21 protein-coding genes are annotated in these 21,782 nt (G+C 42.4%); 9 read left to right on the top strand and 12 right to left on the bottom strand.

Annotated elements, in window-relative coordinates:
* Positions 1–15 precede the first annotated feature (15 nt).
* Positions 16–1,512 (top strand): serine hydrolase domain-containing protein, encoded by a 1,497-nt coding sequence (locus tag J0654_RS10175; protein ID WP_207028567.1) that lies wholly within the window; start codon positions 16–18, stop codon positions 1,510–1,512.
* 1 nt (position 1,513) lies between these two features.
* Positions 1,514–2,176, top strand: coding sequence for an ABC transporter ATP-binding protein (locus tag J0654_RS10170; RefSeq protein WP_207028565.1), 663 nt, complete (start codon positions 1,514–1,516; stop codon positions 2,174–2,176).
* On the opposite strand, the gene J0654_RS10165 is transcribed toward J0654_RS10170, so the two are convergent.
* The 7 genes from J0654_RS10165 to pdxA form a co-directional block, all read right to left on the bottom strand.
* A complete protein-coding gene (locus tag J0654_RS10165) occupies positions 2,173–3,291 on the bottom strand; it encodes an NAD(P)/FAD-dependent oxidoreductase (protein WP_207028563.1) in 1,119 nt (372 codons plus the stop codon). The genes J0654_RS10170 and J0654_RS10165 overlap by 4 nt on opposite strands.
* Positions 3,292–3,324: 33 nt before the next feature.
* Positions 3,325–4,683 (bottom strand): acetyl-CoA carboxylase biotin carboxylase subunit, encoded by a 1,359-nt coding sequence (gene accC, locus J0654_RS10160; RefSeq protein WP_207028561.1) that lies wholly within the window; start codon positions 4,681–4,683, stop codon positions 3,325–3,327.
* A gap of 86 nt (positions 4,684–4,769) precedes the next feature.
* Positions 4,770–5,273, bottom strand: a complete 504-nt coding sequence (gene accB / locus J0654_RS10155; protein WP_207028559.1) for an acetyl-CoA carboxylase biotin carboxyl carrier protein — start codon at positions 5,271–5,273, stop codon at positions 4,770–4,772.
* A 27-nt stretch (positions 5,274–5,300) separates the two neighbouring features.
* Positions 5,301–6,296, bottom strand: coding sequence for a beta-ketoacyl-ACP synthase III (locus tag J0654_RS10150; RefSeq protein ID WP_207028557.1), 996 nt, complete (start codon positions 6,294–6,296; stop codon positions 5,301–5,303).
* A gap of 175 nt (positions 6,297–6,471) precedes the next feature.
* The gene (gene rpmF, locus J0654_RS10145; protein WP_207028556.1) at positions 6,472–6,672 is read right to left on the bottom strand and encodes a 50S ribosomal protein L32; all 201 of its coding nucleotides are present in this window, start codon (positions 6,670–6,672) and stop codon (positions 6,472–6,474) included.
* 7 nt (positions 6,673–6,679) lie between these two features.
* Complete coding sequence (locus tag J0654_RS10140; RefSeq protein ID WP_207028554.1) at positions 6,680–7,213, bottom strand: YceD family protein; 534 nt, start codon at positions 7,211–7,213, stop codon at positions 6,680–6,682.
* Between the two features lie 110 nt (positions 7,214–7,323).
* The gene (gene pdxA, locus J0654_RS10135) at positions 7,324–8,376 is read right to left on the bottom strand and encodes a 4-hydroxythreonine-4-phosphate dehydrogenase PdxA (protein WP_207028552.1); all 1,053 of its coding nucleotides are present in this window, start codon (positions 8,374–8,376) and stop codon (positions 7,324–7,326) included.
* Between the two features lie 59 nt (positions 8,377–8,435).
* On the opposite strand from pdxA, the gene J0654_RS10130 reads away from it, so the two are divergent.
* Positions 8,436–9,026: a riboflavin synthase gene (locus J0654_RS10130; RefSeq protein WP_207028550.1), complete on the top strand. Its 591-nt coding sequence runs from the start codon at positions 8,436–8,438 to the stop codon at positions 9,024–9,026.
* On the opposite strand, the gene J0654_RS10125 is transcribed toward J0654_RS10130, so the two are convergent.
* Positions 9,023–10,825, bottom strand: a complete 1,803-nt coding sequence (locus tag J0654_RS10125; RefSeq protein WP_207028548.1) for a sodium:solute symporter family protein — start codon at positions 10,823–10,825, stop codon at positions 9,023–9,025. The genes J0654_RS10130 and J0654_RS10125 overlap by 4 nt on opposite strands.
* A 69-nt stretch (positions 10,826–10,894) precedes the next feature.
* Between J0654_RS10125 and J0654_RS10120 the strand changes: the two genes are divergently transcribed.
* Positions 10,895–11,650: a sulfite exporter TauE/SafE family protein gene (locus J0654_RS10120; RefSeq protein ID WP_207028546.1), complete on the top strand. Its 756-nt coding sequence runs from the start codon at positions 10,895–10,897 to the stop codon at positions 11,648–11,650.
* A 78-nt stretch (positions 11,651–11,728) separates the two neighbouring features.
* Here the strand turns inward: J0654_RS10120 and J0654_RS10115 are convergent, their stop codons facing one another.
* From J0654_RS10115 to J0654_RS10100, 4 genes are all read right to left on the bottom strand, one after another.
* The gene (locus J0654_RS10115; protein ID WP_207028544.1) at positions 11,729–14,344 is read right to left on the bottom strand and encodes a M14 family metallopeptidase; all 2,616 of its coding nucleotides are present in this window, start codon (positions 14,342–14,344) and stop codon (positions 11,729–11,731) included.
* A 135-nt stretch (positions 14,345–14,479) separates the two neighbouring features.
* Positions 14,480–14,887 (bottom strand): alternative ribosome rescue aminoacyl-tRNA hydrolase ArfB, encoded by a 408-nt coding sequence (gene arfB / locus J0654_RS10110; RefSeq protein ID WP_207028543.1) that lies wholly within the window; start codon positions 14,885–14,887, stop codon positions 14,480–14,482.
* A complete protein-coding gene (locus J0654_RS10105) occupies positions 14,865–15,860 on the bottom strand; it encodes a sulfate/molybdate ABC transporter ATP-binding protein (RefSeq protein WP_207028541.1) in 996 nt (331 codons plus the stop codon). The genes arfB and J0654_RS10105 overlap by 23 nt, the downstream gene beginning before the upstream one ends.
* 41 nt (positions 15,861–15,901) lie before the next feature.
* Entirely contained in the window at positions 15,902–18,058 is a 2,157-nt protein-coding gene (locus J0654_RS10100; RefSeq protein WP_207028538.1) for a prolyl oligopeptidase family serine peptidase, read from the bottom strand.
* Positions 18,059–18,239: 181 nt separating this feature from the next.
* Here J0654_RS10100 and J0654_RS10095 point away from each other — a divergent pair, with 181 nt between their 5' ends.
* The 5 genes from J0654_RS10095 to J0654_RS10075 all read left to right on the top strand — a co-directional run bounded on the left by J0654_RS10095 (position 18,240) and on the right by J0654_RS10075 (position 21,764).
* Complete coding sequence (locus tag J0654_RS10095) at positions 18,240–18,692, top strand: hypothetical protein (protein WP_207028536.1); 453 nt, start codon at positions 18,240–18,242, stop codon at positions 18,690–18,692.
* Positions 18,693–18,762: 70 nt separating this feature from the next.
* Positions 18,763–19,200 (top strand): hypothetical protein, encoded by a 438-nt coding sequence (locus J0654_RS10090; protein WP_237685954.1) that lies wholly within the window; start codon positions 18,763–18,765, stop codon positions 19,198–19,200.
* Positions 19,201–19,371: 171 nt separating this feature from the next.
* Positions 19,372–20,622 carry a S8 family serine peptidase gene (locus J0654_RS10085; protein ID WP_207028534.1) on the top strand — a complete coding sequence of 417 codons (1,251 nt, stop codon included), beginning with the start codon at positions 19,372–19,374 and terminating at the stop codon, positions 20,620–20,622.
* 207 nt (positions 20,623–20,829) lie between these two features.
* On the top strand, positions 20,830–21,021 hold the full coding sequence (locus tag J0654_RS10080; RefSeq protein WP_207028532.1) for a hypothetical protein: 192 nt from the start codon (positions 20,830–20,832) through the stop codon (positions 21,019–21,021).
* Between the two features lie 23 nt (positions 21,022–21,044).
* On the top strand, positions 21,045–21,764 hold the full coding sequence (locus J0654_RS10075) for a GLPGLI family protein (protein WP_207028530.1): 720 nt from the start codon (positions 21,045–21,047) through the stop codon (positions 21,762–21,764).
* Positions 21,765–21,782 lie beyond the last annotated feature (18 nt).

The following is a 21,782-nucleotide window of genomic DNA, read 5'->3' as shown; positions in this document are numbered from 1 at the left end:
TTCATTCCATAATAGATGAAAACTAAATTTTTGAAAGCCTTATTCCTGTTATTGACTGTCGGTTATACTGTAATCGCACAAGAGCGTTTAAAATATAATACGCTCGAAGATAAAATTGATAATTACTTGAGCCAAAGTGTTGTAAACGGTTACTCGGGTAGTGTTTTGGTCGTGAAAAAAGGAGAAGTTATTTTGTCCAAAGGATATGGTTGGGCCGATAGGTCCAAGAAAGTGCCAAATTCATCATCAACTGTGTTCAATATTGGTTCGGTCACCAAGCAGTTTACCGCAGCGGCCATATTAAAGCTCATGGAAGGCGAAAAACTGGAAGTTTCAGATAAAATTGAAAAGTATTTTCCACAGGCCCCTTCCGATAAAAAGGACATCACCATACATCAACTGCTTACCCATACATCCGGGATATCCCCAAGCACAGGTGGCTTCAGATATGATAAAGCCAGCAAAGAAACGTTTCTGAACGACTTTTTTGGGGCAGAATTAATGTACGGCCCTGGAACAAAGCACACCTATGCCAATGCCAACTATATTTTGCTGACAGCCATTATAGAACAAGTCGCCCAACAAGATTACGAGACGTATTTAAGGAAAAACTTTTGGGCACCTTTGCAAATGGACCATACCGGATACAAAGGAATTGCCTTTGATAGCGAGCAACTTGCCCATGGATATTATTTCCATTACACAGATGGTGAGTGGAGAGATTGGGGAACAACCCAAGAACACCTTCCCTATAACAATGAACATTGGTACAGTATAGGTAAGGGCGACATATATTCGACTGTTGAAGATCTGTATACTTGGCACCTTGCTTTGGAAAATAACAAAGTACTGTCTGCCGAAACAAAAAGGTTGATGCAAGAAGCCCATGTTCCAGAGAATGAAACAGAAACATCTTTTTATGGTTACGGATGGGCCATATTCAATTCACGGAGCAATTCAAAAATTGTGGCGCATAACGGTAGCAATGGGATATACTTTGCCGATTTTCTCAGGTTTGTGGAAGACGATTTAGTAATAATTGCGTTGTCGAACATAATATTAAACCAACAATCAGAAAATGTGGCTTGGGAAATTGCCTCAATGGTCATGGACAAAGAATACCGTCCCAAAACAATTCCAAAGAACACTTACGAACTTGTTTTTGATTTTATCAGGAACAACCCTCCTGAAAAAGCAGACGAATTATCTCAATTTATTGAGGACAAAACAGGAGCTCCTATAAATGATAAGGCGCTTTTAAATCGAATTGGGTTTAAACAAGTATCCGAAAACAGGGATACAGATTGGGGCATCTCACTCTTAAAGCTCAACACACACCTTTTTCCTGGTGACGGTAACCTTTGGGATTCGCTTGGAGAGGGGTATTACGTGCTCAACGATAGGGCCAATGCCATTGAAAGTTTTGCAAAGGCAATTGAGCTTGGGTCCGACACCAACTGTTATTGGTGTAAAAATGGAAAGAAACGATTAGAGGAACTAAAGAATAAATAAGATGCTATTACAACTCAACAACATATTCAAATGGGTCAACTCTGGTGGCCAACGTATTTTTTTATTGAAGGATATTAATCTTGAGGTAGAACAAGGAGAGTTTATTTCGGTAATGGGGCCATCGGGATCAGGTAAATCCACTTTGCTCAATGTAATCGGTATGTTGGATTCTTTTGATGAAGGGGAATATAACTTTTTGGACGAATCCGTTCATTCCCTTAAAGAAAAACACCGCGCTAATCTTTATAAACAATACATCGGCTTTGTGTTTCAATCCTACCACTTATTGGATGAACTTACGGTAAAGGAAAATTTGGAAATGCCATTGATCTATAAAAAAGTCAAGGGCTCGGAACGTAAGGCCATGGTAGCCGATATGCTGGACCGGTTCAATATTGTGGGCAAGAAAGACCTTTTTCCCGCTCAGCTCAGTGGTGGACAGCAACAATTGGTAGGAGTGGCAAGAGCCTTGATTGCCAACCCAAAATTGATTTTGGCAGATGAGCCCACCGGTAATCTAAACTCTAAACAGGGAGAGGAGATCATGGAACTCTTTAAGCAATTAAATGAAGAGGGGGTAACCATAATCCAGGTGACACATTCCGAGAAAAATGCCGAATACGGATCTAGAATCATCAATTTATTGGACGGTAGAATGGTTTAATCGGCAAAATCGGCCAATTCCTTACCCACAAGGCTACCAAGGGCAACTCCCATTCCACCCAAGCGAACCCCGCAGTAAATGGACGTTGAGATTTGTTTTACAATGGGCGACTTTTGGGTTCCAACTCCCATAATACCGCTCCATCGTCGTTCAATTTTTACTGAATGATCAGGTAAGATCATATTGCGGAGCAATGCCTCAAGCTTATTTTGAATGATTTCTGTTTCTCCAAATTCAGTGGTTTCCTCCGTTTTAAAGTCAAGGTTTCTTCCTCCCCCAAATAGAATTCTATCATCAATATTGCGGAAATAATAATAGCCTTCATCAAAATGGAAGGTGCCCCTTACATGTAAATTTTTGATGGGTTCCGTTACCAAAACCTGTGCGCGTGCAGGTTTCACGGTCTCTGATTTCAATAGCTTGGAAGCAAATCCGTTGGTGGCCACAAAAACCTTTTGGGACGAAAATTCAAAATCAGTGGTTTTGATGGTCGCACAACCATTGGATTCAATTACCTCATCGACCATCACCCCATTTAAAATGGGAATTTCCATGGACACACATTTTTGAATCAATGAGCGCATCATCTTGCCGGTGTCCAATTGTCCCTCCTGCTGGTGTGTGATGTATTTTTCCTGAATATTGGAGAATCCAAAGAAATTGGAATTGGTCACAAATGGCTTTTGGCCAAAAATAGGTTCCATCACATTGTTGAGGTATGGTACGGACTTCAAACATTTTTCATAGAACTCAGGTTTTTCCAAAGGAAAAAGTTCGTGACTACCGTGCAATTGAAAACCGATGGCCTCATCTCCCAATAGATTACGCAACCTTTGAATCCCATCCCAACGCTTTTGAACAAGCTGTACGACTTCTTCCTCGCTGTGGTGCTCTAGGTCGGCTAAAATCTCAGAAACGCTCCCAAAACAGGCAAAACCTGCGTTTTTGGTACTGGCCCCTTGCGGTAAGCTGCCTTTTTCCAAAATTAAGATGTTGCTTTTTGGGTACTTTTTCTTTAGGCCTATGGCGCAATTTATACCAACGATACCACTGCCGATAATGGTAAAATCGACATTGGAAAACCAGCTCTTATGCTCCCAGTAACTTAATTCCATAAAAGAAAAACCCCGAAAATATCGGGGCTTTGTTTAATGCTCATCTTTATATTTTGGATCCATTTTAAAATCTTCCATGAATTTGGTGGTGTAGTTACCTGCCAAATAATCGGGATGATCCATTAACTGACGGTGAAATGGAATGGTAGTCTTAACCCCTTCGATCACAAATTCGTCCAAGGCTCTTCTCATTTTATTGATGGCCTCTTCCCTTGTTTGTGCCGTGGTGATCAACTTGGCGATCATGGAATCATAATTTGGAGGAATCATGTAACCACTATATACATGCGTGTCCAAACGTACACCATGCCCACCAGGTATGTGCAAGGTTGTAATTTTTCCAGGAGACGGTCTAAAATCATTGTAAGGGTCCTCTGCATTGATTCGACACTCAATGGAATGCAGCTTTGGGTAATAGTTTTTCCCTGAAATCGGAACACCGCCTGCAACCAAAATCTGCTCACGAATCAAATCGTAGTCCACAACTTGCTCTGTAATTGGGTGCTCTACCTGGATACGGGTGTTCATTTCCATAAAGTAGAAATTTCGGTGTTTATCCACCAAGAACTCAATGGTTCCTGCACCCTCATATTTAATATATTCGGCAGCCTTTACAGCAGCTTTCCCCATATCTTCACGGAGTTTGTCCGTCATAAATGGAGATGGTGTTTCTTCGGTAAGCTTTTGGTGCCTGCGTTGTACCGAGCAATCCCTTTCGGACAAATGACAGGCTTTTCCGTATTGGTCGCCCACAATCTGAATTTCGATATGGCGCGGCTCTTCAATCAGTTTTTCCATGTACATTCCACCATTACCAAAAGCTGCAGTCGCTTCCGTTACGGCACTGTTGAAGTTTTTCTCCATTTGATCTTCGGACCAAATGGCACGCATACCTTTACCACCACCACCGGCAGTAGCTTTGATCATTACGGGGTATCCCATTTTTTTAGCCTCCTTTAGGGCATGGTCCACATCCTTAAGCAAACCTTCGGAACCTGGAACAGTGGGAACCCCCGCTTTTCTCATAGTTTCTTTTGCGGTTGCCTTGTCTCCCATTTTATCAATCTGTTCGCCAGAAGCTCCGATGAATTTGATATCGTGCTCGGCACAGATTTTTGAGAATTTTGAGTTTTCGGAAAGGAACCCATATCCTGGGTGGATGGCATCGGCATTGGTAATTTCGGCTGCCGCTATAATATTTGGAATCTTTAAATAAGATTCACTACTGGGTGCCGGGCCTATACAAACAGCTTCATCGGCAAAGCGTACATGAAGACTCTCTTCATCGGCCTTGGAGTAAACGGCCACGGTTTTAATGCCCATTTCCTTGCAGGTTCTTATGATCCGCAAGGCAATTTCACCCCTATTTGCAATCAATACTTTTTTAAACATAGAACACAATCTTAAATTAGGAATTCTAAATCTTAAATGGTTTTGGGAAACGGTGTGGTCCCCTAAAGATCATCATTTAAAATTCACTACGATGGGTCTACCAAGAACAAAGGTTGGTCAAACTCAACAGGAGAGGAATCATCAACCAATATCTTAACTATTTTTCCTGAAACTTCAGATTCGATATCGTTGAATAGTTTCATGGCTTCGATCACACAGAGAACATCGCCTTGTTTTATGGTGCTGCCCACTTCTACAAAAGGGGGCTTATCTGGAGATGGTTTTCTGTAGAATGTACCTATGATAGGGGATTTTACAGTGATATATTTTGAGTCATCATCTGCTTTTTTGGAGTCTGATGGTGCAGGCGCCGCAGATTCCGGAGCTGCAGCTGGTGCTTGAGCTACTGGTGCAGCAGCAGTCGGTGCTTGGGCCACAGGTATTTGTTGAACAATTGTGGTTTCCGGTGTGCTGGAGTCGCTGCTTCCCGTTCGAATGGTGATTTTAATGTCCTCCATTTCCAACTTCACCTCGCTGGCACCCGATTTGGCTACAAACTTGATTAAACTTTGAATTTCCTTAATGTCCATGGAATATAATTTAGTTAGTTGTGTGATTTAAGAATTATAGGCCCATTTTAAATAAATGGCACCCCATGTAAAACCTCCTCCAAAGGCGGCGAATATAATATTATCTCCTTTCTTCAATTGCTTTTCAAAATCGTAAAGCAATAAAGGCAGCGTTGCGGAAGTCGTGTTTCCGTAACGGTCGATATTAATTAAAACTTTTTCTGCCTCAAGCCCCATTCTATTGGCCGTAGCATCGATAATACGTTTATTGGCCTGGTGTGGTGCCAACCATTGCACATCGTCTTTTGTCAAGTTGTTTCGCTCCATGATCAATGCGGATACATCGGCCATGTTGGATACGGCAAATTTAAATACGGACTTGCCATCTTGAAAAACGTAGTGCTGCTTGTTTTTTACAGTTTCTTCGGATGCGGGCAAAATGGAACCTCCTGCATCGATCTTTAAGAATTGTCGTCCGATACCATCAGAGCGCAAATACTCATCCTGTAATCCCAAACCTTCTTCATTGGGCTCAAAAAGAACTGCTCCGGCACCATCTCCAAAAATAATACATGTGGTTCTGTCGGTGTAGTCTATAATGGACGACATTTTATCAGCTCCAATGACCAATACCTTTTTGTATCTGCCCGATTCTATATAACTAGCTGCTGTGGACATTCCGTATAAAAAGCTGGAACACGCAGCCTGTAAGTCGTATGCAAAAGCATTTACAGCGCCAATCTCAGAGGCTACATAAGCCGCTGTAGAAGCGACAGGCATATCGGGAGTAGCGGTGGCAACTAGTACAAAGTCTATTTCGGAAGCGTCAATGCCTCTTTTTTTAAGTAAATCTTCCGCAGCTCTGATAGCCATGAAAGATGTCCCCGCGTTCTCCTCTTTTAAGATTCTTCGTTCCTTGATCCCTGTTCGGGTGGTAATCCACTCATCATTGGTATCTACCATGGTTTCCAATACTTTATTGGAAAGCACAAAATCTGGAACGTATCCTCCGACAGCTGTTATTGCTGCTGTTGTTTTCTTCATTTTTAGCCTCTCTTTATTGTCAAAAACCTTGAAATTTGACCCAAAAGCGGTGAAAATTAGTCATTTTATATGACTTTATAGGTAAAATCACCTGATTTTGGGGATTAACATGGGCCCATAAAAAAACTCCCGTTAATAATTGAACGGGAGTTACTTTATTATATGGGATTTGCGGTTAAGCCGCAGTTTCCTCTTCTGTTTTGTCGATCAATACCTGACCTCTGTAATACAATTTGCCTTCGTGCCAGTGAGCTCTATGGAACAAGTGCATTTCACCTGTAGTAGCGTCTTTGGCAATTGTTGGCGCAACTGCTTTGTAGTGGGTTCTTCTTTTGTCCCTTCTGGTTTTTGATATTTTTCTTTTAGGATGTGCCATTATAAACCTATTTATCCGTTAGTAACTTTTTTAAATCGTCCCACCTTGGGTCTGTATCTTCCGATGGTTTTGTGTTCTCTTTTGGCTGTAGCTCTTCGAGCTTGTCCAAGATATCCGATTGCAAGGTTCCGTCCGCTACTCCGGGGTGTACCCTTTTTTGTGGAACGGCCAGCACTAACATTTCATAAATGTACTGTGCTATGTTGAATTGGTGCTCTCCATGTGGAATGATCAGGATTTCATCATCCTCATCGTTGTACTCTTCGCCAAACTTGACGACCAGCTTTAAATTGGAATCGACCGGCTGATCATAAGGTTCACCTGTCAAATCACAATCCACATTTATGGTACCCTTCGCTTCAATCTGAAGTTCCATCATGGTGCTCATTTTTTCCAAAATGGCATCTACATGAACGGAAGCTCCGTTAAATTCTTGGTAGTCAAAAGATTCAAAGAACGCATCATCAATCTCGTACACAAAGTTATGTTTTCCCAACTTCAGACCTGAAAAAGGGATATTAAACTCTTTCAGCTTCATCATTTCTACACTTAAGGTTTGTGTACCAGCCTTTAAAGGCGGGTGCAAAGATACTACTAATTTACAAAACTGCAATTCTTGTCACAACAAATATCCAAAATGCCGTTAACTTTTTATCCCCCGCGCTTAATTTTCTGCTTTTGTAAAGGGTTTTTGGTCAGTTCCAGATACTCAGCTCTATTTCTGAACACTTGGATTGCAGTAAATACGGCTTCTTTAAAAGAACTCTCGTCCGCCTTGCCTTTTCCCGCAATTTCATAGGCGGTACCATGGTCTGGTGAAGTTCTTACTTTGTCCAATCCTGCCGTATAGTTCACACCCTTTCCAAACGAAAGGGTTTTGAACGGGATTAGGCCCTGGTCGTGATACGCAGCTAGTACCGCATCGAAATTTTGATGGCTATTGGAGCCAAAAAAACTATCTGCCGAATACGGTCCGTATACCAAGGTTCCCTTATTGAACAATTCTTTTATGGTTGGTTTTAGGATTTTATCGTCCTCTTCCCCAATAGTTCCACTGTCACCACTATGCGGATTAATACCCAGCATGGCAATTTTGGGTCGGCGAATACCAAAATCCATTTTCAGGGATTTTTCCATGGTGGCCACTTTGTTTTTGATCAGTTTGGGAGTAATGGCCTTTGCTACATCCTTTACTGCTATGTGGTCGGTGAGCAAACCAACACGAAGTTCATGGGTCACCATAAACATAAGACTTTCACCTTCCAGTTCTTGAGCAAGAAAGTCCGTATGGCCGGGAAACTTAAAATCCTCCGATTGTATATTGTTTTTGTTGATGGGTGCCGTGACCAGCACATCAATCTTATTTTCTTTTAATGCAGCAACGGCAGCTCTTAAGGAACGAATGGCAAAATCACCTCCTTCTTTGGTAGCTTGCCCGTATTCAATTTTCGGAACTTCTTTCCAAACATTGACAATATTGACTTTGCCTTCCAAGGCTTGACCAGCATCCCGGACACCGTTGAACTTTATATCAATTCCCAAATCTTTGATTTGTTGGGAAATGGTTTTGTTGGATGCAAATATAACAGGAGTGCAAAACTCCAACATTCTTGGGTCTTCAAATGTCTTGAGCGCAACCTCGCACCCAATGCCGTTAATGTCCCCTATGGAGATTCCTAGTTTTATTTTTTGATTTTCCTTCATAAAATGAATGCCGTTATGGCTACTTTTGCATTACAAAACTAGTCAATTTAATAAGACACATGTTCACAGGTATCATCGAGACTTTGGGTAAAGTTGAAAAGCTGGAAAAAGAGGGGGGAAATCTGCACATTACGGTTGCTTCGGATATTACTTCGGAATTGAAAATAGACCAAAGTGTTTCGCATAATGGGGTATGCCTTACCGTGGTTTCCATTAATGGCGACAACTATACGGTTACAGCCATTGAAGAGACCTTGGACAAAACCAATCTTGGTGATTTGGAATTGGGCACTGAGGTCAATTTGGAACGTGCTATGGTTCTGGGTGCCCGTTTGGATGGTCACATTGTTCAAGGACATGTGGACCAAACAGCGGTTTGCAAATCCGTTGAAGAGAAAGATGGCAGTTGGCTCTATACGTTTGGATACGACCCCAAACTCAATAACGTTACTATTGAAAAAGGTTCTATTACCGTGGATGGTGTGAGCTTAACCGTTGTCGATTCCCAAAAAGATAGTTTTAGCGTAGCGATTATTCCCTACACATACGAGCACACTCGTTTCCATACGTACAAAACAGGTACTAAAGTAAACTTAGAGTTTGATGTCGTCGGCAAATATGTCTCCAGATTATTGGAATTAAGGGGTTAGAATACATTTCTCATTCCACGCCAAATTCTTAAGAGGGCAAATGTGGCTACCAACACCAAAGCGGAAAGCCCAATGGCCAATGGATAATTGCCATAGATCCAGTTTCCTGTGGCAAAAAGGCATCCGTACACCAAAATACAGCCCACGATCATTGCCAACACACCGGACGGAACGCTCCACTTCGCATTTTCATCTTCCAAAGAAATGCCTTCAGCCTTGGCCTCTTCATGGATTTTTTTCCATCCGGGCCCTCCTGGTTTTGTGATTTTGTAGAACCGGTAAAGCACCTTGTTCTCTTCAGGCTTGGTCAAGAATGTGGTTGCCAACCAAAGTATGGTGGTAATCAGCACAACTAAAGGGAACTTGCTCCATGCAGGAAATGGTGCTCCATCAGCCAAAAACAGAACATCTTCATATTGCCAGAACAAAATGGAGATTATTCCTGATGAGAACATGGCCACAATTTCACTCCATGCATTGATTCGCCACCAGAACCATCTCAACAAAAAGATGAGACCCGTTCCTGCCCCGAACATAATGATGATGTCGAAAAGCTGTGTGGCATTGTTGAGTTCCAAAGCAAATAAACTACTAAGGACCATAAGAACTACGGTCGAAATCCTACCTACATTCACCAATTCTTTTTCGGAAGCATCTTTTTTAACCTGCTGTCGGTAAAAATCATTTACAATATAAGAAGAGCCCCAGTTAAGGTGGGTCGAAATGGTAGACATGTATGCAGCACCCAAAGAAGCCATCACCAAACCTAATAAGCCTGTGGGCAATTTGGTCAACATGGCAGAATAGGCCAAATCGTTTTTAAGGATATTCTCGGGCACATTTGGGAATGCCTGTCTAATACTTTCCAGATCGGGAAAAACCACAATGGAAGCCAAGGCCACTAAAATCCACGGCCAAGGTCTTAGCGCATAATGTAATATGTTGAAGAAGAACGTTGCTCCAATGGCATGGTTTTCATTTTTTGCGGCCAACATACGCTGAGCAATATATCCACCGCCCCCAGGCTCACCTCCAGGATACCACGCACTCCACCATTGCACTGCCAAGGGTATGATCAACAGACCGATCAACGCTTCGGTATCCGAAAAATCGGGCAAGATGGACATTTTTTCCTGTACTTGTGTATTTGCCAAAATATTGTCCAATCCGCCAACTTCGGGCATATTCACAAGATAAATCGCTGCTCCGATAGCTCCACCCATCGCAACAAAAAACAGTAGAAAATCGGTATAGACAACGCCTCTGAAACCACCAATGGCACTAAAAATAACTGTAATGGTTCCACCTAGCAGCACGGTTTCAAAAGGTTCCAAGCCGAGCATTACCTGTCCAATTTTTATGGCTGCCAAGGTTACTGCGGACATGGCCATTACATTAAAGACCACACCTAAGTACAGAGATCTAAATCCACGCAGAAAATGGGCGGGTTTTCCGCCGTACCTAAGATCGTAAAACTCCATATCCGTGGCCACGTTGGATTTCCTCCAAAGTTTGGCGTACACAAATACGGTAAGCAAACCTGTTAGCAAAAAGGCCCACCAGCCCCAGTTTCCCGAGACGCCATCGGTACGGACAAAATCCGTTACCAAATTGGGAGTATCGGTAGAGAAAGTAGTCGCTACCATGGAGAAACCTAAAAGCCACCAAGGCATGCTACGACCTGATAAAAAGTATTCTGCTGTGTTTTTTCCTGATTTTTTGGAAACATAGATCCCGATGAAAAGGACTATGGCGAAAAATCCAAAAATGATAATGTAATCTAAAAGTTCAAGTTTCATTTGTTTAGTTTGGTTGGAGATAAAGATAGTTTTTTTGGGTTACTTTTGTGACCCTACCAAAAAACTTACATGTTACTTTCCACTTTCTCCGATATTTCCGTTGCTGCATGGACCATGGCTGCTACTGCGGCTTTTTTAATGGGAGTTTCCAAAGCAGGGTTAAAAGGGATGTCCATTTTTAATGTGACCTTGATGGCTTTGGCTTTTGGATCAAGGGCCTCTACGGGACTTTTTATCCCGTTATTGATAGTTGGTGACATTTTCGCAGTGGTCTATTATAACAGACATACCCAATGGAAATTCATTATCAAGTTTCTTCCTTGGATGATTCTGGGAATTCTTGTTGGGGTCTTCATAGGGAAAGATCTTCCTGAACGGGAATTCAAATGGGGAATGGTGGTCGTTATATTCATCAGTCTGGGAATGCTGATTTGGTGGGACCGTAGAAAGTCCAAAAAAGTACCGACCCATTGGCTGTTTTCCGGTTCCATGGGAATATTTGCGGGCATATGTACCATGATCGGAAATTTGGCGGGGGCGTTCACCAATATATTCTTTTTGGCGATGCGTTTGCCCAAGAATGAATTCGTCGGAACCGCGGCCTGGTTATTTTTTATCACGAATTTATTTAAGCTGCCCTTCCATGTTTTTGTTTGGAAAACAATTTCGGTAGATAGTATTCTGGTTAATTTGAGATTGTTGCCGGCCATTGGCGCTGGACTCATTTTGGGTGTCTTTTTGGTGAAGAAGATCAACGAAAAAAATTACAAACGCTTTATTTTGATTGTAACTGCCATTGGTGCGGTGGCGATTTTGTTCAGGTAGATCAAGACAGAAAGAATTCCATAAAAAAGCCGCATCAACTTGATGCGGCTTTCCTTTTATACACTCATATATTTTCTGCTATTCCGAAGCACCGTCGTAAATCGCATTAAAGATCAATTTGTAGGTGCCACGGGGTTGCGCCCTAAATTGGGGGCGGAACGCAAACAAGATTGCGGAGCCTTTTCCGTATTTGGCTTTTACCATGGCTGGCTTATTGGCAATGTATCTGTCTTCTCCCATGGCCCAACCACTCATCAAAAGATTTTTTGCGGCATAAGTGGCGATCACTTCAACTTCTGGCGCAGGTGCATCAGCAATTTCTTCTTCACCACCTTCACCGGACTTTCTTTGTTTGTCAATCCGGAAAGCCCTACTTCGGTTAAAGGAAACTGCAACGGTATCTTTCATGCCAAAAGCCAATGGGTGAGAAGTGTCTATACCAGCTTTGATCAAAGATCCGGGGATAAAGAAATCTTTGCTGTCGGCACCTTCTACGGCATCGCGCAATGGCAAACCAAATTGCTCAATTACAAAATCACTGGCCGCATCAAAGGCAATTAGGGTTCCCCCTCCTTCAACATAGTCACTAAGAGCCACGGAGCCTTTTAGTCCAATTCCGCCAGTGAATTTTTCGGGCATGCTCAAATTGCTATGTCCGTGCAAAATGGAACTTGGTCTCTGGGATGGAATAATAATGGCATCATACTGCGACAAATCCTTGGTCTTGATGTCGGCATCGTGCAAGGTATCCATATCAAATTCGTACTCATCCATTACAAAACGGGTCCACCCTTCATCCATGTTGGCCACCCAGGATTTGTACAATCCCACTTTGGGCAAATGGATTTTTTTCAATTGGACCTCTGGTTTGGCGGACAATCCTGTGAACTCAAGTCCGTACTCGTCCGCTAAAGACTCCATCATTTCCTTGTCGCCGGATACGATGTAGGACCCAGCAGGGAAGGTTATTTTACCTGCTTTGAATTCACCCATGCTTTTGTGAGCTGTTCCTCCGGCTTTCAACACTTTATTAGTAGCGACTACCGATGCATTGGTGTTTACGCTAAGGGCATACCCAAAAGAACCGTTCCTGTTAACGTCGCCTTCGTAATATTTTACGGGACCGGTGACTTTTTCGGTCTGGGCGCTGAACGATTCAGCAATTTTATCTACATCAATCCCCATTTGCATGGGCAATGTCCATCCTGCCAAATCGTAAGGCGTGTCCGGAGGTCCGCCAGGATATTGGAAACGTGTTGGGTAGTTTTGTTTTTCCATGAGGTCCAACAGGTAAGGTCTAAACGCCTGTGCCGTGTAGATCACATAAGAACCTTCTTCATATTCTTTTCCGTTTACAGTAAAATCCCTGGTAGCTTTTTCAACTTCGATTCCACCTTGAAGCAAAACGTTTACCAGGTTTACGGCCTCAAAAGAATCCCATTGCTCCTTGCTGATGATGTAAGCAAACAAACCTTCGGTTTTGCCTTTTTCTACAGCAGACTTACCCATTTTATAAATATTGTAGAGGTAATTGCTCTTACGGTCGGCAGCCAGATCCAAAGTGGCCCAGGTAGCAGTTAACATATAGTCCACGGCATCCCTAAAGTGAGATTCCCCACCTTTCCATGGATATGGGTACATAATGTCCGTACCATCGGTTGGGGTACCTCCCGCTACTGTTTTCGGTAGTTTTTCTGGGTCATAGTACCTTGGAGTAGGTGTGGTGTGCCCAGTTTCTGTTAAAATACCGATCATGTTGTGGTAGTAAGGCACGGTACGTCCACCACCGTTCCAGAACATGGTATAAAAGTTGTCGGCAATGGCGCCCGGCATGTTTTCCAAAGAAAAACGCTTCGTCATGGCGGAACCTACTTCACTAACGCCGGCAGTGATAGCTGGGTGAATTTTTGGGTTCACGGGGTCGGCATATGGTGGAAGCGAAATTTTGGTCCAAGATGGAGACGACTGGTGGTGATTGTAAACAATCTGTGGGTACCATTCGTTGTACAATATGTTGGTCACATTGTAGGTTTCGGGCATGTTGTTCATAAACCAGTCCCTATTATTATCGTGACCCATGTAATAATGGTATAGGATCGGGGGACGCGAAGTCTCGTAAGGCGTGCCCAGGTTTTTTCTGTACCAATCCACTACAATGTCCAATCCATCGGGATTCATTACCGGCATTAGAAGGGTAATTACGTTTTCCCTTATTTTCTGCATTTCTGCAGTTTCGGATGTGGCCAAGGTATATGCCAATTCCGAAGTCATTTGTCCATGCGCCAGCTCTGTGGAGTGCATGCCACCATCTACCCAAACAATGGCTTTTCCTTCTTCGGAAAGCTTAACGGCTTCTTCGTCATCTACTTGAACGCGGGCAAGTTTTGTACTAATGTCTTTCCACTTGTCAATTTGGGCCAAGTTTTCTTCTGTGGAGATGAACATTAGGTACATTTTACGACCCAACACCGTTTCTCCAATCTCAATTTTTTTAACCCTATCGGATGCAGCATCCAATTGGGACAAATAGTCTTCAATCTGGGAATAATCGGCCAATTTATAATCGGCTCCCACTTTAAATCCATATACGTCCTCGGGGGAGGGGACATTTTGTGCTACGGAAAACGCAGCGCAAGACAAAGACATTACTGCGGTAAGCAGCAAAGTTTTGATTTTTGCAGTTTTAGAAATCATTTTTTTGAATTAGTTATAATTTGACTGAAAATTAAGCATTTGTACCGAGGATATTAAATCCATCGTATTAGAATTGCCTTGTGCCTGGTTTTTTTGATGGGTTTATAATCCAGTGGATAGAAAATCATCAAATTCTTATTTGCCCAAATCCGGTTTTTTGCGGGAGGCTTTCTTTTCGGACGTGATCTTTTTGGATTTCAACCGTTTTTCCTTGGATGATTTGGTGGGTTTGGTAGGTTTTCGCTTTTTGGGAACGGTGACAGCCTTTTTGAGCATTTCAAAAAACCGCTTGACCACCAAGTCCTTGTTTCGGTGTTGGCTCCGAGCTTCATCACATTGTAGCACCAAAGCGCCATCATTGGTCAGCCGGGATTGTAGTTTGAGGAGAATCCGTTGTTTTTCCAGATCTGAAAGCCCATCGGATTCAGGAATGTTAAAAGTGAGCTCCACTTTGGAGGAAACCTTGTTTACATGCTGACCTCCGGCCCCACTGCTTCGCATGGCCTTGAACTGAAGTTCCCTATGTATCTGTTTTTTGTCCAACCTGGAGTCTCTTGTTGATGGTACTCAAAGATACATTAAGAAAAATGGTTGTTCCTTTTTCCTGTTTTTTGTCGGAATTGAAAAAAATGATGGTTCCATCTTCTGCGACCCCTTCATTTAAGTAATGGCTTCCTTTAAAAAACGAACGGTTTACTTCAACTTTAAGTCCTGAAGAATCAGAAAACTTGAACTCATGGGGATATACCAAAACGGACCTATCGATCTCGGAATAGGATTTTAACAGCTTCATAGGAACCTTGTTTACCTGTCCAAACAACGAAGCGGTGTAGTAATTGGGCGGATTGTTGTAAAGTTCTTGTGTGTTCTGATCGGCGATGATCTGTCCTTGTTCCAAAATCAGGGTACGTTCCGCAAAAGGCAGCACATCACTGGGATCGTGACTTGCAGTAAGCACTGTAACACCCTGTTTTTTAAGGTATAAAAATAGATTCCTGCGAAGTGAGTTGCGCTTAAAATTGTCAATATGGCCAAAGGGCTCGTCCAGGAGTAAAATTTCTGGCTCCTGTGCCAAAACCCTGGCCAATGCCACTCTTTGTTGCTGTCCGCCGCTGAGGTATTTTACTTTGGTCTTTGCGAATGATTTCATTTCAATCAGTTCCAGTAGTTCGTTGATCCGTTCTTCATGCGTTTCGCGCTCGAACACGGAAAGGAACTGACCTACATTCTCTTCCACAGAAATGAACGGCATCAAATCAAAATCCTGCGCCAAATATTTCATGTAGGGCTCACCAGGAACCAGATTATAATTGGGTCCAAGCGCTTCCACATCACCCCAAAAAACAGAGCCTTCCTCCACATGGAGCAATCCGTAGATGATTTTGAGCAAGGTGCTTTTTCCCGAGCCGCTTTCGCCCATCAAAGCCACATGCTCCCCTGGGGAAACTTCAAAAGAAATATCCTTTAAAATGGTCTGGTCTTGGTAACCGAAAGAATCTACGTGAACTTTTAGCATGGAAAAAGAAGGGCTACTGATTTGAGTAGCCCTTTTTATGTTTAATCTTTAAATTCCTTGATCACTGCTTGGTTGGGCAATTCATCATAACCCATGTTATAAAAAGTAAACCCAAAAATATCGGCGTATTGCTCAATGGTTTTGCTCACTGGTGTACCTGCCCCGTGGCCTGCGTTGGTCTCGATTCGAATCAAGGTAGGCTGTTCCCCGGCCTGTTTCTCCTGCAGTTCCGCGGCAAACTTAAAACTGTGTGCGGGCACCACACGATCGTCATGGTCTCCTGTGGTAACCAATGTGGCCGGATATGCCGTGCCCTCCGTAACGTTATGCACTGGTGAGTACCCTTTGATGTATTCGAACATTTCCTCACTATCTTCGGAAGTTCCATAATCGTAGGCCCAACCTGCTCCCGCAGTAAATGTGTGGTAGCGGAGCATGTCCATTACGCCCACGGCCGGCAAGGCTACTTGCATCAAGTCCGGACGCTGGGTCATGGTGGCACCCACCAACAAACCTCCGTTGGAACCACCACGGATGGCGAGATATTCTTTGGAGGTGTAGTTGTTGTCGATCAGGTATTCGGCAGCAGCAATAAAGTCATCAAATACGTTTTGTTTTTGAAGCTTGGTGCCGGCAAGATGCCATTTTTTACCGTATTCCCCACCTCCTCTAAGGTTGGGAACGGCATAGATACCACCTTGCTCCATCCACACGGCATTAACGATGCTGAAAGAGGGCGTTAGACTGATATTGAACCCTCCATATCCATAAAGAATGGTCGGGTTTTTCCCGTTGAGTTCAGTTCCTTTTTTGTAGGTGATGATCATTGGCACCTTTGTGCCGTCTTTTGAATTGTAGAATACCTGTTCTGATTCGTAATCATCAGGATTAAAATCAATTTGAGGCTTCCAATATTGCTCGTACTCGCCAGTCTCCACATTATATTTGTACAACGAACCGGGTGTGTTGTAATTGGTAAAGGAAAAATAAAATTCCTTGTCCTCTTTTTTACCGCCAAAACCTCCTGCGCTTCCTACACCAGGCAGTTCCACTTCACGGACCAAGTTCCCTTCGTAATTGTATTGGAGTACTTTGGAAATGGCATCCACCATGTATTCAGTAAAGAAATAACCTCCACCTGTTCCTGCGGTCAATACATTCTCGGTCTCTGGGATAAGGTCTTTCCAATTGTCGGGGGTTGGGTTGGCCGCATCCACGACCACAACTTTCTTGTTGGGCGCCTCACGGTTGGTGACCAAGTACAGTGTGGAACCTTCGTTGTCGATAACGTAGGTGTCAGAATCGGTGTCGTCCAAAATGGTGACCAGCTCAGGATTATCCTGGGAAAGGTCCATCATAAACAATTTGTTGCCCGATGTGGAAACTGATGCCGAAATAAAAAGATACTTCTGGTCTTCGGAAACAGAACCTCCTACGTAGCGGTGCTTTTCCTCGGGTGTGCCCCCAAAAATGATTTTGTCCTCCGCCTGTGGCGTTCCCAATTTATGATAGTATAGTTTGTGCTGATCTGTTTTTGCGGAAAGTTCGCTTCCTTCTGGCTTGTCGTAGCTGGAGTAAAAGAAACCATCGTTCCCCTTCCAAGAGATGCCACTGAACTTGATGTCCACCAAGGTGTCTTCTACAATCTCTTTGGATGCTGCATCGATGACAATGCCCTTGCGCCAATCGCTTCCACCTTCGGAAATAAGATAGGCAGCTTTGGAGCCGTCTTTGGTAAAGCTGAGGCCCATTAGGGATGTGGTGCCATCTTCAGAGAAGGTGTTGGGGTCCAAAAAGACCTCTTCTTCGCCACCCTCTTTTTCACGGTACACCACATACTGGTTTTGTAAGCCGTTGTTTTTATAATAATATGTGTAGTCTCCTTCTTTAAAAGGGGAACCCACTTTTTCGTAGTTCCAGAGTTTTTCCAATCGGTTTTTTAGGTCCTCGCGAAAAGGAATCTTGTCCAAATAACCAAAAGTGACCGCATTTTGCTCTTTTACCCATGCTTCGGTCTCCTCGCTTCGGTCGTCCTCCAACCAACGATAGGGGTCCGGGACCTCTGTTCCAAAATAATTATCTACGGTGTCAACTTTTTTGGTAGTGGGGTAGTTCACGGTAATGGGCTCTCTTTTTTTAGTGTTTTCCTGGCAGGCTGCAAACAAAACCAAAGCAGCCAACAGACTTATGTTTTTCATGTTTTCTCGGATTGATTTTGGATAAAAATACAATGAATATTGGGTTTTGGGAATAGAGCTTCCCCTAGTTAACTTTTTTTAACCTTCAATAAGTAGACAAATCCATTTTGTCAATCGAAAAGATGCATTGGTCAAACAAAGCCTATCACCCGTCAATTTAGGGATTTTTTCCGGTCGAATCGTGCTAATATTGACTTATCCCGTAAAATCTTACCGAAATGAATTGGCCCATGCCGCCCACTGGCGTATTGACCCACTATCTTGGGATGATTTGGTGGAACAAGGGTATATTTATAATGGCGGAAGTAATAACCCTGGTCCGGCTGGGACGAGTGCCCGAAGGCTTATGGAAAGCTGGGCAACGGGAGTTGAAATTTACCTTACCAATATGCGGTACAGCAGATTGGGACCAAATAGTTATAAATACCGGACTAAAAATCTTCAAGATAGACCAATTGATGATGGTGGGGGTATAGTGAAATTTTACACAACAACATTTTATGACATGTATGATTCGTTTAATCAAAGGGATGAACACGGTATTAATGTTCCTATTGATAGGATTTCGGGAGTGACATGGTCAAATATGGAAAAATCCTTAATAGGAACAACTAGATGGGAGGAATGTAGGTAAAAAAATGTTGCAATCTCTGGACAGTCCTATAAAATTCGAGAATTGTTTAATAATTGGTAAACATCTAATAATGAATCTTAAAAAAATATTGTTATATCTAATAGTCCCATTTCTTATAATTTCTTGTTGGCCAAGAGAAATGGAGGAAACAATCAATCTGGTCATAAACAATGGGTTAGACAACCGGGTGGTCATGCTTTTTTTTAGCAATGGTATTCCAAGTGGCGAAGAATCAATTTTTATAAATGGTAAAGGTGAAATTTTCAGGGATGGTGACACAGCTACTATAGTACAAATCCATGAAATATTGCAGGCGGATTCCATTTTAATAGTTTTTGATAATGAACGTATTGAAACTCATAAACTTTTCTACAACGAGCCTCCAGGGAATAGCTTATTTGATTTAAGTTCCTATCAAAGAAAAGGTGATACTTATACCTATACCATAGAAGCCAAAAACCATGACTATGCTCAAATATGTAATGGTCCATGTTTTGAAAATTGGTGAGCACATAAATTTCTTTTCAGGCATATTTTTTCAGGTAACCTTTAAGCAGGCACTTACTTCTTTTTACCAAAAACGTTAAGACATTGTTAACAACTATTTTAACATTATAACATAAAATTGTGAGGAAAAGTATTACATTCATGCGGATTAAAATTAAAAACTAATAGAATTATGAAAAAACCTCTTTTAAAAAGTATGGCACTTGTGGCCAGTACTGGGTTGATTTTATTCTCCTGTTCGGATGAGAGTCAAACTGAAATCGAAAACCTTGAAAATTCAATTGCAGTTCCTGAAACCGAGGAATCGGTACTGTTCAATCAGGGTAGTTACACCATTGATGGTTCGTATATCATTGTCTTTGACCAGAAGGTGACCGGAGATGTTGGCGCTAAGTTCGGAAGCGACTATAAATCGGCCAAAGGAGCTGTAAAACAATTGGCAACGGAAGTTTTGGGAACGCTTCAAATGAAAGGTGATGTAATTGATCATGTGTATAGCAAAACCTTAATGGGTGTATCTGCAAGAATGAGCTCCGCAGATGCCGCTAAGCTGTCAGGAGATGATCGTATAGCCTACATAGAAAAGGACCAAATGTTCACCTTGGCACCACCTCCAGGAAAAGGCCCGGGTGGCGGAGGCGGTGGAGGAGGCTCCGCAGCACAGGAAACCCCTTGGGGAATTGCTAGGGTGAATGGTGGAACTTCCTACACAGGTAGTAACGTGGCGTGGATCATAGATTCAGGTATTGAGTCTGGTCACGAGGACTTGAACGTAGACGCCAGCCGAGGTTATAATGCCTTTACCAATGGTCCTGATTCTGATTTGACTGTTGACAATAACGGACATGGAACGCACGTGGCAGGAACAGTAGCAGCCATCAACAATGAAATCGGTGTAGTTGGTGTTGCTGCGGGAGCAACCGTTATTCCTGTTAAGGTTTTGGACCGCCGTGGTAGTGGTTCATATTCAGGGGTAATTGCGGGAATCGATTTTGTGGCCGCAAACGCTTCCAACGGTGATGTGGCCAATATGAGTTTGGGTGGAGGATTTTCCCAAGCCGTAAATGATGCTGTTATCAATGCTTCTTCAGTGGTGAAATTTGCCATTGCAGCAGGTAATGAGAGTGCAGACGCCAATGGTTCTTCGCCTGCCTCTGCCAACGGAAATAACATTTACACCATTTCCGCCATGTCAGAAGGTGATATTTGGGCTTCGTTCTCCAATTACGGTAACCCTCCTGTTGATTATTGCGAGCCCGGTGTAGCTATTAAATCTACATGGCCGGGAGGATACAACACCATCAGTGGAACTTCCATGGCTTCTCCACATGCATGTGGTCTGTTGCTTTTGGGCAACATTGGCAATGGTGGGACCGTAAGTGGTGATCCAGACGGAAATGCCGATACAATCGGTGTTAACTAAAACTCACTATCATTATAAAAGAAAAGGGGGCCAATTGGCCCCTTTTTTTATTGCTGCTATTCATGCTTACATCTAAACTCCGTATAAAATAAAACTGTAATCAATTGGAACCAGTTACTTATCAATTGAAACCGTGCATCAGTCAATTCAACGATTTTTTTAGGTCTGTTTGGATTAATATTGAGTTAACCGATGAAATCTTACGACATGAAAAAAATTATTTCACTTTTTGCTGTTATTTTTTGCGTCAATATAACAAGTGCTGGTAATGAGGATTATTTTACGGTTTGTAGTGATTATGCCCATAAGTTAGCATCCTATTATGAATTGGCATATGGAACTGATTACTATTCCATTTATTTTTCAGTCTATGGTCATTGTATTGAAGCAGCTTATTGATTAAGGGTATACAAAACCATAAAATGAACAGGTTACTTTTACTTTGGGCAATATTTGCACCACTGTCCCTATTAGCTCAAAAAACTTCTGGATCTGCGGAATACAAGCTGATGCTTAAAAAATCCAAAAACACTGAAATGAAAGGGGCATATCAGAATGATATTGATGAAATCGCAAAACAAGCACTAAACTTTCGATTTGAACTTGTTTTCGATAAACATGCCTCACTTTTTTCTTTGATTAGGAATTTGCCTTTTGATGAGAATAGCTTTAGCACAAAAATGGCCATAACAATCTTTGATGGAGATAAAACTTATTTTACAAATTTGAATGAAAACCACCTTATTGAGAGAAAACAAGTTTTAGGAGAACAATTTCAAGTTAAGTTGGACTTTGATGATCGCGATTGGAAGTTAGCAAATGAAAAAAAGACAATTTTTGGGTATGAGTGTTTTAAAGCGATTGGAAAGCGAATAAATGTAACCAAAAACTTTGAAACTGTTGAAACAGAAATAGTTGCCTGGTATTGCCCTGAATTGCCATTTAGGACTGGGCCATTTGAGGCTGTTGGACTTCCCGGTATGGTCCTTCAATTGGATTTAAAAGGGCGTAGTGTTGTCATGACGGATTTAGTATTTAAAGATCAGGGACTAATCGAAAATCCAATGAATGGCCAAACTATTACTCAAAAAGAGTTTGACAGCATTTATGAAAAAAGAATCAAGGCAAAGTTACCACGTTAATAAGCAAAAATTACCACA

The organism is Flagellimonas profundi (genome assembly GCF_017313275.1).
Lineage (GTDB): Bacteria > Bacteroidota > Bacteroidia > Flavobacteriales > Flavobacteriaceae > Flagellimonas > Flagellimonas profundi.
Note: the sequence above shows the minus strand (reverse complement) of the source record. Positions and strands in the feature narration are given on the sequence as shown.